The following is a 14,950-nucleotide window of genomic DNA, read 5'->3' as shown; positions in this document are numbered from 1 at the left end:
CTTTTTATTAATATGGGTATTGCATAGCAAGGGCAAGTCTGACATTCCCGAGTAAATTGGTCAACTATTTACTTGACTGTTTTAGTCAGGTATTTGACTTTCCGTGCCGTTTCACTTTAGCGCGGCCTGACGCCCTCACTCCGCCCCTCTTCCACAGGGAGAGGGGAACCCGCAACGACCGTGCCAGCATCGCGCCGCCGGGCAACGGCGGGCACTATTATTCTTTATTTTTCTGCTGCTGCTCAATTGACGCCAGCATGCCGCGCAGGATGTTCAGCTCCTGGCTTTCCGGACGGGCGCGAGTAAACAAACGGCGCAGTTTGTTCATCACCTGACCCGGGTGGCTGGCGCGAATAAATCCGGTTGCCAGCAGCGTCTGCTCCAGATGACCGTAGAAACGCTCTAAATCATCCACCAGCGGATACGGGGTTTCCTCGTGCTCAACGACAGGTTCATTTTGTTCCTGCGCCGCCAGCCAGGCCATCCGGACTTCATAGGAGATAACCTGTACCGCCATCGCCAGGTTCAGCGAACTGTATTCCGGATTCGCGGCAATCGCCACGTGGTAGTGACACTTCTGCAGCTCTTCGTTAGTCAGGCCTACGCGTTCGCGGCCAAATACCAGCGCGATCGGCGCATGCTTCGCTTCCGCAACGCTTTTCAGACCGCATTCACGCGGATCGAGCATCGGCCACGGCAGCGTGCGGGAACGCGCGCTGGTTCCCACGACCAGGCTGCACCCCGCCAGGGCTTCATCGAGGGTATCAACGATGTTGGCATTGCCAATCACGTCGCTGGCTCCGGCCGCCAGAGCGATGGCCTGAGAATCAGGTTTAACCAGAGGATTGACCAGCCAGAGGTTGGTTAACCCCATGGTTTTCATTGCGCGGGCGACGGAGCCCATATTGCCGGTGTGTGAGGTTTCTACGAGTACGATTCGAATATTTTGCAGCATTATGGTTCTTCGGCTAAAGATTATTCGTGCATGCTATCATAAAACGGAGACATAAGCAGATTTCACTGTTACTATATGCGCCGTTTTTTCCCGTTCTTTAACATCCAGTGAGAGATACCGATGCATCCGATGCTGAACATCGCCGTGCGCGCAGCGCGCAAGGCGGGTAATTTAATTGCCAAGCACTACGAAACCCCTGACTCCGTAGAAACCAGCCAGAAAGGCAGCAATGATTTTGTGACCAACGTCGATAAAGCCGCAGAGGCGATGATTATCGAAACCATTCGCAAATCTTACCCGCAGCACACCATCATCACCGAAGAAAGCGGTGAGCACGCTGGTGAAGATCAGGATGTTCAATGGGTTATCGATCCACTGGATGGCACCACCAACTTTGTAAAACGTCTGCCCCACTTCGCCGTATCCATTGCCGTACGCATTAAAGGCCGTACTGAAGTAGCCGTGGTTTACGATCCAATGCGTAACGAACTGTTTACCGCAACCCGCGGTCAGGGCGCGCAGCTGAACGGCTACCGCCTGCGCGGCAGCAGCGCTCGCGATCTCGATGGCACGATCATCGCCACCGGCTTCCCGTTCAAAGCAAAACAGCACGCGACCTCCTACATGAACATCCTCGGCAACATGTTTACCGAATGCGCGGACTTCCGCCGTACCGGTTCCGCCGCCCTGGATCTGGCCTACGTTGCTGCTGGCCGCGTTGACGGCTACTTTGAAATCGCGCTGAAACCGTGGGATTTCGCGGCCGGCGAGCTGATCGCCCGTGAAGCTGGCGCTATCGTCTGCGACTTTACCGGCGGCCATAACTACCTGCTGACCGGCAACATCGTTGCAGGCAACCCGCGCGTTGTGAAAGCGATGCTGGCCAATATGCGCGAGCAGCTGAGCGAAGCGCTGAAGCGTTAATTTCTCACCGCATGAAAAACAAAAAGGAAGCCGCGGCTTCCTTTTTTTATCGCTTCAAAACGGACGCAGGCCGCCGCCCGATGGCATAGCGCTGCTCCACATCACTATCGCCGCCGCCAGTAAGATCACGCCGCCGGCCAGCGCCAGCGTTGCCCAACCGATCTGCTTCCACAGCGCCGGCGCCCGGCCAGCGCTCAGCCTGACCGCCAGCTGACGGAAGCCATGCACCAGCAGGGCCAGCGCGCTAATCGTTAACGAGGTACCTGCCGCCATCGCCATCGCGGCCGCCATGCCCCAGCTAAATACGCCGATAACCTTGCTGAATAACAGCACCATAATCGCTCCGGAGCAGGGCCGCATCCCCATTGACAGCACGATAGCCAGCCGAGCCCGCCAGTCGTCGCCGCTTTGCAGCTGTTCCGGCGCCGGCAGATGCTGATGCCCGCAGCCGCAGTTGGCGTGATGAACGTGATGCGCGGTGAAGGCGGTGAATGTCGGCCGGCGCAGCAGTACGCGCAGCTTTTTTAGCGCCCGCCAGCACAGCAAAAGGCCCAGCGCACCGACCAGCAGATAGCTTCCCTTTTCCAGCCAGAAGCTGCTCAGATGCAGCTGTCTTGCCGGCAGCCGCAGCAGCGTCAGTACCACCACCACTAAGGCGATGGCCACCAGTCCCTGCAGCAGCGAGGCGGCCAGGGTCAGACCGATGCTCGATTTCAGCTTCGACGGATGGGTTGCCAGCCAGGTGGTTATGACCACCTTGCCGTGCCCCGGCCCCAGGGCATGCAGGACGCCGTAGGCGAAGCTAAATCCCAGCAGCGACAGCCCGGCAGCGGCAGGATTCTCCGCAACCGCCTGCAGAAGCCGACTCAGTTCGACATTCAGCGCGCGCTGCCAGACCGCGCTTTGCAGCAGCACCTGCGGCCAGGCCCGCCATAGCCAGAAGCCAGCTCCGGCTGCCAGCAGCAGAAACAGCGCCAGCGGCCAGAGCTGGCGCCAGCGCGGCGAACGGCCGTTTTGTGCAAAAATCACTGACATTGCAGCGTCACCTTTTGCGCGAAGTAATTCCCCAGTTCCATATCCTCCGGCGGCGCATCCGCTTTATCCAGCGACTGCGCGTAGGACAACATTTTTTCGTTAGGCTTCGGCGTCATCACTTTTGCCGTGCAGCTTGTCTTCATCGCCGTCGGTAGAGTGAAGTCTGCGTCTTTGTCGTAATACATATCAACATAATAGGTCGGGTCGTAGGTGGAAAAGGTGAAGGTTTGCCCGGCCATCGGCTGCGGCTTCGCCAGCGGCAGAGTAAAAGAGAGTACCGCCTGATGGCCGCTGCGCTCAAGGCCATAGCCATCGGGCCGATTATCAAACTTCACTCTCTCGCCGTTATGCCACAGCTCGCTGAAATAGTGCTGGCCCAGCACGTTCGCCATCACTTCTGCCGCCAGCTTTTTCCAGATTTCGCTACCGGGTTTGGCGTTGCCCGCATCATAGAGCAGATCGGCGGAGGTGATTTCATCCATCGTCCAGCGCATTTTAAAGCCGGTAAGCTGCCCATTTTCCGCTACGGCCTCGGTTTGCAGACTAATGAAACTGTGCGGATGCGCCGCCGCAGATAGCGATAAAAACATGAAAAACGCTACGCTGACGCATTGTTTCACTCTCTTCATCTGTTCCTCGCGTGAAAAATTCTGTGAACCCCGCCAGCAATCCTGATGTAAAGACCCGGAAATGCTCTGTTCACCCGCAATACATTAACTACTCTTAACGAAAACCCTAACTGGAACTAACCGGATGATGACAGTGATTGAACCACCATCTGTGCTTTCCAGTCCACAGCGCCGTAGCCAGGTGCTCCTGATGTTTTATCTGCCCGGGCAGTCTGTGACGCCCGAATGGCTGGGTAACCTCACCCAGGTTGATGAGGATACCGCCCGGCAGGACATCACGGAGACGGGACGCGAAATTCAGCGTTATCACCGCTTGACCCTGACTTCACAAGCGGACGGCAGCTATCGGATGGAAGGCGCCGCGCTCGATCAACGCTTATGCCTGCTGCACGGCCTGCGCCGCGGGCTGCGCCTGTGCCCGAATTTTGTCAGCCACCATTTTACCCCGGCTCTGAAAACGCAGCTTAAACAGCAGGGTATCGCACGCACGCTCTATGATGACACCAATCTTCAGGCATTGGTCAACCGCTGCTCGCGCGCCCTGAACCGGCAGTTTGACTGCCGCGACGTGCATTTTCTGCGTCTTTATTTACAGTATTGTTTGCTGCAGCACCACCTTGGGCAGAGTCCCTCTTTCACTCACGAGCAGCAGCGCTGGGCGCAGGCCGCCGCCGAATTTGCCCTCGCCGAGGAGATTGTCCGCCACTGGCAGCGGCGGGTTGCGGCAGCGCCCCACGCAGGAGAACAGCTGTTTTTGACTCTGCTGTTTATGCTGTTGAAAACTCCCGATCCTATTCGCGATGGTCATCAGCAGGATCGACGTCTGCATCTGGCTATATCCGGCCTGATTCACCGCTTTCAGAACCTGGCGGGCCGTCCGTTTAGCGATGAACAGGGGCTCAGCGATCAGCTCTATATCCACCTCTCGCAGGCGTTACATCGCAGCGTTTTCGCTATCGGTATCGATAACGCGCTGCCGGAGGAAATTGGCCGTCTTTATCCCCGCCTGATGCGCACCACCCAGGCCGCACTGGAGGAGTTTGAAGCCAGCTGGCAAGTGCGGTTTAGCCAGGAGGAAGTCAGCCTGATCGCGGTGATTTTCGGCGCATGGCTGATGCAAAAAAGCGATCTGCAAGAGAAGCAGGTGGTGCTGCTTACCGATGATAATCCGGATCTTGAGCAGTCGCTGGAGCAGCAGCTGCGCGAGTTAACCCTGCTGCCGCTCAATATCAAGTATTTGAGCGTGAGCACCTTTCAGAAAGAGGGCGCCCCGAAGGAAGTGACGCTGATCGTCACTCCCTATACCACCGCGCTACCGCTGTTTTCACCGCCGCTGTTTCATGCTGAAGAGGCGTTCAGCGATCATCAGCAGCAGCAGATTTGCAAAATGCTGGAGGCCTAGGCTACCGCTTTTGGCCTCACCACCAGCGCCGGTAAGGCCACCAGCGCCATTACCCAGAACACGCCCTGGTGCAGATGCTGGTAGAGGAAACCGGCAAATACCGTCATCACCGCAATGCTGCCGCCCATCGCGACAGCGGAGTAGACCGCCTGCAGGCGGATCACTTCGCTGCCCTGACGCGCTGCGATATAGCGCATCGCCGCCAGATGGCACACCGTAAAGGTGCCGCAGTGGAGGATCTGCGCGACGATAAGCCAGGGTAGCGCCGTCGTCCAGCCCATCATCGTCCAGCGAATCAGCCCGCACACCGCGGACAGCAGCAGTAGATCGCGGGCGCTAAAGCGACGGAAGACTTTTTTGCTCAGCGCGAAAATCACCACTTCCGCCACCACGCCAAGCGACCACAGATAGCCCACCGCGGAGGCCGAATACCCCGCCTCCTGCCAGTAGATAGCGCTAAATCCGTAGTAGGCGGCGTGCGCTCCCTGCAGCAAACAGACGCAGGCGAGGAAGCGCCAGCTTTGCCGCACCAGCGTAAGCCAGGCCGCCAGGCCAGCCGTTTCCTGCTGGCGGGACTCTCCCTGCGGCTGCACCGACGGTTTCAGCAGCATGCCGAGCAGCATTGAAGCAATACCGACGCTGAGCATCACCAGTATCATCCGGTAGTCATACAGGCTGACCAGCTTCCCGGTTAGCGCCGAACCAATGACGAAAGCTATCGATCCCCACAGACGCACGCGCCCGTAGTCCATGGTGATCTGCTTTTGCCAGGTATTCGCCAGCGCGTCGGTGAGCGGCACCAGCGGCGAGAAAAAGAGGTTAAAGCCGACGATAATCACCATTAGCCAGGCGACATGATGGCCGACCCAAAATGCGAGCGCAAAAAGCAGCGTCAGCAAAGCCAGAATGCGTAGAGAAGAGATCAGTCGGGACGGGTCGCTGACCCGCGGCGCAATCAGCAGGCTGCCAAGAAAACGCGACACCAGCCCGGCGCCGAGCAGCATACCGATGGTTTCCGGCGTCAGGCCAAGTCCGGAAAGCCAGACGCTCCAGAAAGGCAGGAAGATACCGTAGCTAAAGAAATAGGTGAAGTAACTAAGCGCCAGCCAGCGCGTGGAGTGTAAGACCATGATTCCCTCCCGAATGGAGGCGACAGTCTGGCGATAAAGCGGGGCGGGTGCAAGATGCCCTCGCCCCAAAAATGGCGCTACTCGCGCCCCTGAACGTCTATTTTTAGCGAAAAACTCAGCGTATCTCCGGTGCCCAAAACCCGCAGCCCCGGCTGGCCGTCCATGTTATGGGCGTTTACCGGGTGAGTTTGCGGCTCGAGGCAAAGGAACGGTTCATCCTGCATTCTAAAGAGCATCAACCACGAAGTTTGCGAAAGAATTGAGATATTCATCACATTACTTACTATCCTCGCTCGCCCACTCCAGCCGGAATAGCCGACGTTTAGCCAGCGATCCTCACCGTACTGCGGGTGACTGAAATCGGCATAGCCGGGAAGAGGGCTTTGCCAGTCCAGCGGAAGGTGCTGTTCCCCTTCCGGCCAGTAGCCACTGGCAGCAAACTGCACCGTGCTGCGCTTATCAAAGGAGAAAAAGGGATGAAAACCGCAGCCGTAGGGGATAGGCGTGCTACCGCAGTGGGTAAGCGTCAGCGACGCTATCAGTTGGTTACGCAGCAACTGATAGCGGATCTGCGCCAGGTAATCGAAACCGCAGACATGTTGCCGACGCAGCTGCAACGCGCAAAAATCGCCGCCGCGCGCAATGATATCCCAGCACTGCAGCCAACCGTCGCCGTGGAGAAAAAAATGCGCGTCGGCGTGGTGACGTGGCAGGACTATCTCGCGTCCCTGAAAAATAAAGCGATTTCCGGCAACGCGATTGGCCAGCGGCAGCATCGGAAACATGCCGCCGGCGGGATTTTCATATAGCACCGGCGCCTGATATTGCCGCGAGAATAAACTTTGCACTTTGCCGCCCTGAGAAGAGACGCACATCCGCAGATGCGCGTTCTCCATAATCCACTCTTCCGCCATTAGCGCGTCTGCTCCTGCTTCGCCGCATTAACGCCCGTATGGCGTTGCGCCAGCTGTTCTTCCAGGGCTTCGAGAGTGATCCCCTTTGTTTCCGGCACGTTGCGCAGAATATAGAGATAGCCGGCAGCGCAAATGATGCCATACAGCAAGAAGCTGCCCGCCGCGCCCAGTCCGGCATTAAGCAGCGGGAAAGTGTAGGTTAACAAGAAGCAGGCAATCCACAGCGCCAGGGTACCTAAAGACATGGCGAGTCCGCGAACGCGGTTGGGGAAGATTTCCGCCAACAGTACCCAGGTGACCGGCGCCAGGGTCAAGGCGTAAATGGCAATAGCCGCCAGCACCAGCAGCAGTACCGGCCAGCCCATAATGCCCATGGCGTAAGCGCCGGCAATCAGCACATAGATCAGCGTCAAGCCTGAAGCGCCAAGCAGCATCAGTTTACGGCGGCCGATTTTATCCACCAGCGGCAGCGCGGCGAGGGTAAATACCAGGTTTACAACCCCCGTCGCGACGATCGATTTAAGCGTGCTGTTAATATCGAAGCCCGCTGAAGCAAAAATCTCCTGTGCGTAGTTAAAGATGACGTTAATTCCACACCACTGCTGGAAAATGGCGAGAACCATGCCAATGATAACGATCGGTTTCACCTGCGGAGCCAGCAGTGCGCCATAGGATACTTTATGGTTATCTTTTTCCAGCGTGTGCGCGATGTCGTGTAATATTCTGTCGGCATAGTCGGCAGAACCAATGCGTTCCAGCGCGGCTCGGGCACGCTCAGGCTTACCGGCTTTCATAAGCCAGCGCGGCGATTCGGGAACAAAAAACATCAGTACCAGAAACGCCAGCGCCGGAACCAATTCTGCGCCGAACATCCAGCGCCAGCCCATCTGCCCGTTCCAGGTTTCTACAATCATTTGCTGCGTCGCTCCCGTCTCTACGGGTTCCGCAATCATCAGGTTAATAAGCTGAGCGGCCAGCACGCCAATCACGATAGTGAGCTGGTTGACCGCAACAAAGCGCCCTCTTTTTTCTGCCGGACTGACTTCGGCGATGTAAAGCGGGCTGAGAGCGGATGCCAGACCAATCCCCACGCCGCCCACAATGCGGTAAACCACAAACATGTCGAAACTGCTGGCGACCGCCGTCCCCCACGCCGACGCGCTGAACAGCACGGCGGAAAGTATTAAGGGCAGCTTGCGCCCGAGTTTATCGGCGCACCATCCCGAGATTAATGCGCCGAAAACGCAGCCCACCAGCGCCGAACTCATAGCCCAGCCGGATTGTGCCGGGTCGGTAATGGAAAACCAGGCTTCATAAAATGGCTTAGCGCCGCCGATGACTACCCAGTCATAGCCAAACAGTAAACCACCGCAGGCGGCGACCAGACAGATAGTCCAGACGTAGCCCATTTTGAGATGTGTCTGCGCGTTATTCATAATGATTCCTCTATAAGGGAAACGCAGGGAACAGTAGGGTACAGGCGAGCCAGGCCCGCCCATTTGAGGTTCAGGAAAAAATGCCGCTTTGCAGGGCATGACGAATCAGATGCGCCTTATCATGAGCCGGGTTCAGTTGCAGAAGCCGCTGCATCGCCTGCTGGCTGGCGGATACATTCCCCAGCCCCAGATGGCCCAGCGCTTCAATAAACAAGCAGTGCTGCTGATGTTGCTGCTGCGCTGAGACATCAAGCACCACCAAGTCCGGAAGAGAGACGGCAAAAAAGTCGGCTTGCGGAACGTCATCCCGATGCTGCCCGGCCCAGGTGATAAAATTCTGGAAGTGCTGCTCGGCCTGCGCCGGGTTACCGCTCTTACGCAGCGCGATGCCCTGCCAGAAAAGGTAATCAGCGGGCTGATCGTTGTAGTAACGCCCGGCGTCCAGCGTTGAGCCTCCTTGTAGGGCAAGCTGATAATATTCCTCTGCCTGCTGCGCATCCCCAGCCTGTTCCGTGCAGTAGCCCAGCAAATACCAGATATCGTTGTCCGTCTGCCCGGGCAGTCGCCCCTCCCCCAGATTATCGGGATAGCGTAATGCGTCTTTCAGACAGTCCGCAGCCTGCGTAAACGCCTCGCGTTCAATAAACTGCAAAGCCCGATGCAGCTGATTGAGCAAATACTGACCGGTGATTTTCCCTTCCCCGCCTTCCCAGGGATGAAACACGCGCGTACCGAGAATAGCGGCGGCATCGGCATAATGGCCGGAAGCATTCCACAGGCTTAGCAGCTCAGCGGTCAGATCGTCCCGCTTCAGCACCACCGATTTGCGCGCCGCCAGCTTCTCCAGTCGTTCGTTTACCGGCGTACCCAGTGATTTTTGCAGAAAATCAAGCTCAAAGAGGAAGCGCGCGTTTTCAGGCTCAAGCTCTACGGCGCGCTGTAGATAAGCCAGCGCCTGCGCCGCATCCTGTTGTTTATTCCAGGCGTAAACCCCGAGCAGGCGATGAGCGGGCGCATAGTCGGGTGATTTTGCCAGCGTCTCGCGCCAGCAGCTGACCGCCTCTTCATAGCGTCGTTTGCTGTACCAGAAGCAACCGAGCAGATAGCGGGCGAAAGCGCTGTCGCTCAGGGTTTGCAGCATCTGAACTTCATCGAGCGTATTGGGGAAACGCACTTTTTGCGGATGGCAGCGCTCGGCTTCGGCAATCAACCGTTGCCGTTTATTGGCGTCATCGCTTAACGAGGCTCGCCACAGCATCGGCAGCGCCTCCTGACAATCCAGCACCTCAAGCACCTCTTTCGCCGCCTGCTTCTGTCCGATAGAAAGCAGCCAGCCCGCCAGCAGGCTGCCGTTGATCCCTCTACGCCCCGTTACCCGCAGCAGGCTCTCTCGCGCTTCGTCGCTGGGCTCAATCATCCAGCGCGCGCAGTGCAGCGGATAGCTCAACGGGTATTGTTTAAGACAGGCGAAAATATACTCCTGCGCCGCTTTCGTCCGCCCGCTGTCCGCTAACGCCAGCGCTTTCAGCCCCATAGCCAGATGGTTGCTGGCGTTGAACTGCAGACTGGTGTTGACCTTTTCCAGCGCGTCGGCCGTATCACCACGCTTCATCGCCAGCCTTGCCAGCGCCCACCATGCAGCATCGCGGCAGTTACCGCTCCAGGATGCTTTGTAATAGTGATCCCAGGCGCCTTGTTCATCTCCCTGCCTTTCCAGCGCGCTGGCAAGCAGCATACTGGCTTCGCCATCGCGCGGATTTTTATTCAGACGATGGGCGCGAAGTAGCGCGGCGCGGGAGCATTGCTCCGCTAAAACCCAGTCGGCCTGGTTAAACGCCAGCGTCCCGAGGGCAACATTATTGCGATAATCCTGCGGATCGAGGGCTATCGCCCGGCGATAGTAATCTGCGGCATAGCGGCTGGCGTGATTGTATTGTTCAAGATGCTGGCCGATAAAATAGAGCTCATCACCGTTGTGAATCTCTTCCGGCATCGCTGGCGCTGAGGCCGGTTCGGGCAGCGGCGCCTGCTGAGTAATATGTTCGTGATAATCCAGCAGCAGTTGCTTGTCTGCACTTTTCACCTTGATGGTCAAGCGACCGGCGTCATGTTCCGGCAGCGTATGCCGCCAGCTCTCGCCGGGCTTCAGCGTAAGCTGAGTTTCATACAGCGGCTGCTGTTCAGCACTGAGTTCAACAACGATATTTTCCAGCGGCGCAATGGCGTAAACGCCGAGCTGTAGCTGCTCAGACTCGCGAACCAGCTTCAGCGCCAGCTGCGTATTGGCATTTTGCACCATTCCCAGCTCGCTATAGGGAAGGAAATTTTGCACAAAAATCTTCTCTTCATAAGGCGCAAGCCAGGTAAAGTCAGGCTGGTTATCGGTGTAGACGCCAGTCATCAGCTCAATATAAGGGCCATTTTCGTCGGTCAGATTGCGGTCCCATGCCTGGCCAAAGTCGCCATAGCCCCAGCTCCACTGTTTTTTGCCCGGAGAGATGTGATGATCGGCAACATGCAGTAGCCCACCGCGCTCGTCATGGTGATAAGCGCCGACAAAATCGTAATCCGATTTCTCCGCCATATACGAGGTGGGCACAGGAACGTTTTTATAACGGGAGATATCGACGCCCGCAGAATAGTCGACTTTGTAGTAGGTGCCGGTGGCAATAGGGAAAGCGGAAACATCGCGCTTGCCGTGATCGAACACGGCGGTGACGTCGGGCGGGAAAACGCTCTGGTGAGCATCGCCGCCTTTTACCGCCGGGTTGGCCCACCACAGGAAATGACGCGGCGTGGCGTTACCATTAAAGACCTTACCGGTAATTTCAATCAGCGCGCGGTCAGGATAAAGCGTAAACCCGGTCATGACCTGCAAACCGCGCATGGGCTCCGCTTCCCCCATCCATACGGTCTGCACGCCGTTTTCCCCGCACTGGATCGAAAAGTCGACCGGCATAAAGGTCGTCGGGCGATGATGCTGCGGCCAGTTGAACTCGATACCGCCGGAGATCCAGGGCCCCAGCAGCCCCACCAGGGCGGGCTTCACAACTTCATTGTAATACACGAAATCGCGCTGTTTAACCTTGTCATACGCCCGATGTATACGGCCACCGAGTTCCGGTAACAGCATAATTCGAATGAAATCATTCTCCATCCATACTGCCTGATAATCGCGCATCTCACGTTCGCCGGTCAGGGTGTCAATCACGCCGTAGGGATAGACGTTACCGGAAGAACCTTGATAAACGCGTTTTTCCAGAAACATGGGGTTCGGATCCTCCGCCCCCGTTGTCCACGTAGGTAATGTAATTATTTCCTGCCAGACCTTAACCGAACCGTACATGACGCCTCCACTAAACAAAGTAAGGTAAAATTCGCTATGAGAGGAGTTTATATCGTCACTTAGCTGCTAAAATGCGCAATGCTCACGCAATATAGTTAAGGGAGTTAAGTGTATGCAGCGTACCGGTTTAAATAATGCCCGGGTCAGACAGGCCAATAAATCCATTTTTTTGGCTCATCTCTGGCGGGAGAAGCAGCTGAGTAAATCCCAGCTTTCTCAGCTCACCGGACTCTCTATTCCGGCGGTGAGCAATATTCTTGAAGAGCTGCTCAGCGAGGGACTGATCGATCACTCCACGGAAAAAATGAGCAAACGCGGCGTGAACAGCGGAAGCTACCAGATCCCCGCGCGCGGAGCCTGGACGCTATGCATGAATATTACGCCGACCAGTATTGAGTATCAGCTTGCCGATGCCCGTCTACTGGCGGTTGACGGCCACCAGCATTTGCCCATCGACGCGCCCACGCCGCAGGCTCTGCTGGAGGCCATCGTGGAATGCTGGCGGCGTATCCACCGCCGCTACCCGCAGCACAGCATCAATCTCGCCCTTGGCGTCCATGGTCAGGTTGATCCGATCACCGGCGTTTCACAAACCATGCCCCAGGCGCGCTGGAAAACGCCGATTGAAATAAAGTATCTGCTGGAAGAACAGCTCGGCGTGCAGGTACGGGTAGATAATGACTGCGTGATGCTGGCGCTGGCGGAGAAATGGCAGCATCCGGGCCCACAACCGGATTTTTGCGTGATCAACGTCGATTACGGTATTGGATCATCGTTTGTGATTAACGATCAGATTTATCGAGGAAGCCTCTACGGCAGCGGGCAGATTGGACACACGATTGTGAATCCTGACGGCAAAGCCTGCGACTGCGGGAGATATGGCTGTCTTGAAACCGTAGCCTCCCTTAGCGCGTTGAAAAAACAGGCGCGGATGTGGCTTAAAACCCAGCCTGAGGCGCAGCGATCCCCGGAGCACTTAACCACGGCATCGCTCATTGAGGCCTGGGAACAGGGAGACGTGCATATTCGCGCATGGGTTGATAACGCCGCCAACGCTATTGGCTTAAGCCTTTATAATTTCTTAAATATTTTGAATATTAACCAGATCTGGCTATACGGTCGCAGCTGTGCTTTTGGCGAACAGTGGCTGGAGAGTATCGTCAAACAAACCGGCTTTAATCCGTTTGACCACGGCGATACGCCGAGAGCGCACGCCACCCAAATCGGTTTTGGCACACTGACCCGCGCTCAGCAGCTGATGGGGATCGGTTATCTGTATGTTGAGGAGCAACTGCAGACGCTGCGTTAATCGTCAGGGGACGTGGCGGAGCGCAAATTTGTGTATTACGTTTAAATCACACGTCTCTCATAACGAGCTGATTATGAACACTCTACGCTACTTTGACTTTGGTTCCTCCCGCTCTCTGCTGCTGCTGATTGCGCGTATCGCGGTAGTGGTGCTGTTTATTCTTTTCGGTTATCCCAAGCTGCTCGGCTTTAGCGGCACGGTGCAGTATATGGCCTCCTCCGGCGCGCCGATGCCAACGCTTGCGGCCATCATTGCCATTATTATGGAGGTGCCGGCGGCCATTTTAATTGTGCTGGGCTTTTTCACCCGCCCGCTGGCGGTGATCTTTATTTTTTATACTCTTGGCACCGCGGTGATTGGCCATCACTACTGGAATATGTCCGGCGATGCGGTACTACCGAACATGATTAACTTCTGGAAAAACGTCAGTATTGCCGGCGCCTTCCTGCTGCTGGCAATAACCGGGCCCGGAGCGATTTCGCTCGACCGCCGCTAATCAACAGGCACAAAAAAGGCCGCATCAGCGGCCTTTTTTAGCTCAACGCTAACGCTTACGCATAGACCGGGAAGCGTGCGCAGATATCCAGCACTTTACCCTTCACGCGCTCAATGACCGCTTCGTCATTGATGTTGTCCAGCACGTCGCACATCCAGCCGGCCAGCTCTTTGACTTCTGCTTCCTTAAAGCCGCGACGGGTCACCGCCGGAGAACCGATACGGATACCAGAGGTCACAAACGGGCTCTTCGGATCGTTCGGCACGCTGTTTTTGTTGACGGTGATGTTGGCGCGGCCCAGGGCTGCGTCAGCTTCTTTACCGGTCAGGTTTTTATCGACCAGATCCAGCAGGAACAGATGGTTTTCAGTGCCGCCGGAAACCACTTTGTAGCCGCGGTTCAGGAACACTTCGACCATCGCTTTAGCGTTTTTCGCTACCTGCTGCTGGTAAACTTTGAACTCTGGCTCCATCGCTTCTTTCAGCGCGACGGCTTTCGCCGCGATAACGTGCATCAGCGGGCCGCCCTGGGCGCTCGGGAATACGGCGGAGTTCAGTTTTTTGTACAGCTCTTCGCTGCCGCCTTTCGCCAGGATCAGGCCGCCGCGCGGACCAGCCAGGGTTTTGTGGGTGGTGGTGGTCACGACGTGAGCATGCGGAACCGGGTTCGGGTAAACGCCTGCGGCGATCAGACCGGCAACGTGAGCCATATCGACGAACAGGTATGCGCCGATGCTGTCAGCGATTTCACGCATTTTTGCCCAGTCAACCACGCCGGAATAAGCCGAGAAACCACCGATAATCATCTTCGGTTTATGTTCCTGAGCCTGCTTAGCCATATCGTCATAGTCAATTTTACCGGACTCATCGATACCGTAAGGGATGATGTTGTACAGTTTGCCAGAGAAGTTGACCGGAGAGCCGTGAGTCAGGTGGCCACCTTGCGCCAGGTTCATACCCAGAACGGTATCGCCCGGCTGCAGCAGAGCGGTATAGACCGCGAAGTTCGCCTGGGAGCCGGAGTGCGGCTGCACGTTAGCGTAGTCAGCGCCGAACAGTTCTTTAGCGCGGTCAATAGCCAGCTGCTCTACGATATCGACGTATTCACAGCCGCCGTAGTAGCGCTTGCCCGGGTATCCTTCAGCGTATTTGTTGGTCAGCTGAGAGCCCTGCGCCTGCATTACGCGCGGGCTGGTGTAGTTTTCGGAGGCGATCAGTTCGATGTGCTCTTCCTGACGTACTTTTTCTTGCTCCATAGCCTGCCACAGTTCGGCATCATAATCGGCAATGTTCATTTCACGCTTTAACATCCGCATCTCCTGACTCAGCTAACAATAAAATTTCGGCCTAAAAAGGCGGTCCACCTGGACAACGG

The 14,950-nt window shown here is 56.6% G+C and carries 12 protein-coding genes; 4 read left to right on the top strand and 8 right to left on the bottom strand.

Features of this window, described 5'->3' with window-relative positions; genetic code table 11:
* Nucleotides 1-217: 217 nt before the first annotated feature.
* Nucleotides 218-955 carry a tRNA (cytosine(32)/uridine(32)-2'-O)-methyltransferase TrmJ gene (gene trmJ / locus ABLV11_RS21350; protein ID WP_004114430.1) on the bottom strand — a complete coding sequence of 246 codons (738 nt, stop codon included), beginning with the start codon at nucleotides 953-955 and terminating at the stop codon, nucleotides 218-220.
* Between the two features lie 120 nt (nucleotides 956-1,075).
* Here trmJ and suhB point away from each other — a divergent pair, with 120 nt between their 5' ends.
* The gene (gene suhB, locus ABLV11_RS21345; RefSeq protein ID WP_004104514.1) at nucleotides 1,076-1,879 is read left to right on the top strand and encodes an inositol-1-monophosphatase; all 804 of its coding nucleotides are present in this window, start codon (nucleotides 1,076-1,078) and stop codon (nucleotides 1,877-1,879) included.
* A 54-nt stretch (nucleotides 1,880-1,933) separates the two neighbouring features.
* Here the strand turns inward: suhB and ABLV11_RS21340 are convergent, their stop codons facing one another.
* Together ABLV11_RS21340 and ABLV11_RS21335 are read right to left on the bottom strand one after the other, a co-directional pair.
* Nucleotides 1,934-2,914, bottom strand: a complete 981-nt coding sequence (locus ABLV11_RS21340; protein ID WP_023329920.1) for a nickel/cobalt transporter — start codon at nucleotides 2,912-2,914, stop codon at nucleotides 1,934-1,936.
* A complete protein-coding gene (locus ABLV11_RS21335; protein ID WP_032728644.1) occupies nucleotides 2,905-3,543 on the bottom strand; it encodes a DUF1007 family protein in 639 nt (212 codons plus the stop codon). The genes ABLV11_RS21340 and ABLV11_RS21335 overlap by 10 nt, the downstream gene beginning before the upstream one ends.
* Nucleotides 3,544-3,667: 124 nt before the next feature.
* Between ABLV11_RS21335 and csiE the strand changes: the two genes are divergently transcribed.
* Nucleotides 3,668-4,945, top strand: coding sequence for a stationary phase inducible protein CsiE (gene csiE, locus ABLV11_RS21330; protein ID WP_126489428.1), 1,278 nt, complete (start codon nucleotides 3,668-3,670; stop codon nucleotides 4,943-4,945).
* Here the strand turns inward: csiE and ABLV11_RS21325 are convergent.
* The 4 genes from ABLV11_RS21325 to ABLV11_RS21310 all read right to left on the bottom strand — a co-directional run bounded on the left by ABLV11_RS21325 (nucleotide 4,942) and on the right by ABLV11_RS21310 (nucleotide 11,771).
* Entirely contained in the window at nucleotides 4,942-6,075 is a 1,134-nt protein-coding gene (locus tag ABLV11_RS21325) for a 3-phenylpropionate MFS transporter (RefSeq protein WP_049591683.1), read from the bottom strand. The genes csiE and ABLV11_RS21325 overlap by 4 nt on opposite strands.
* Nucleotides 6,076-6,152: 77 nt before the next feature.
* The gene (locus ABLV11_RS21320) at nucleotides 6,153-6,989 is read right to left on the bottom strand and encodes an aldose 1-epimerase (RefSeq protein ID WP_126489429.1); all 837 of its coding nucleotides are present in this window, start codon (nucleotides 6,987-6,989) and stop codon (nucleotides 6,153-6,155) included.
* Entirely contained in the window at nucleotides 6,989-8,425 is a 1,437-nt protein-coding gene (locus tag ABLV11_RS21315) for a sugar porter family MFS transporter (RefSeq protein WP_126489430.1), read from the bottom strand. The genes ABLV11_RS21320 and ABLV11_RS21315 overlap by 1 nt, the downstream gene beginning before the upstream one ends.
* 70 nt (nucleotides 8,426-8,495) lie before the next feature.
* Nucleotides 8,496-11,771 (bottom strand): DUF5107 domain-containing protein, encoded by a 3,276-nt coding sequence (locus tag ABLV11_RS21310; RefSeq protein WP_126489431.1) that lies wholly within the window; start codon nucleotides 11,769-11,771, stop codon nucleotides 8,496-8,498.
* A gap of 112 nt (nucleotides 11,772-11,883) precedes the next feature.
* On the opposite strand from ABLV11_RS21310, the gene ABLV11_RS21305 reads away from it, so the two are divergent.
* Together ABLV11_RS21305 and ABLV11_RS21300 are read left to right on the top strand one after the other, a co-directional pair.
* Nucleotides 11,884-13,080: an ROK family transcriptional regulator gene (locus ABLV11_RS21305; protein ID WP_032728654.1), complete on the top strand. Its 1,197-nt coding sequence runs from the start codon at nucleotides 11,884-11,886 to the stop codon at nucleotides 13,078-13,080.
* 73 nt (nucleotides 13,081-13,153) lie between these two features.
* The gene (locus ABLV11_RS21300; RefSeq protein ID WP_024274561.1) at nucleotides 13,154-13,576 is read left to right on the top strand and encodes a DoxX family protein; all 423 of its coding nucleotides are present in this window, start codon (nucleotides 13,154-13,156) and stop codon (nucleotides 13,574-13,576) included.
* 55 nt (nucleotides 13,577-13,631) lie between these two features.
* Here ABLV11_RS21300 and glyA read toward each other — a convergent pair whose 3' ends face one another.
* On the bottom strand, nucleotides 13,632-14,885 hold the full coding sequence (glyA, locus tag ABLV11_RS21295) for a serine hydroxymethyltransferase (protein WP_004104543.1): 1,254 nt from the start codon (nucleotides 14,883-14,885) through the stop codon (nucleotides 13,632-13,634).
* Nucleotides 14,886-14,950: the final 65 nt, after the last annotated feature.

Source organism: Klebsiella sp. GW_Kp181, from assembly GCF_040062315.1.
GTDB lineage: Bacteria > Pseudomonadota > Gammaproteobacteria > Enterobacterales > Enterobacteriaceae > Klebsiella > Klebsiella oxytoca.
This window is presented reverse-complemented; position numbering and strand designations above follow the sequence as displayed.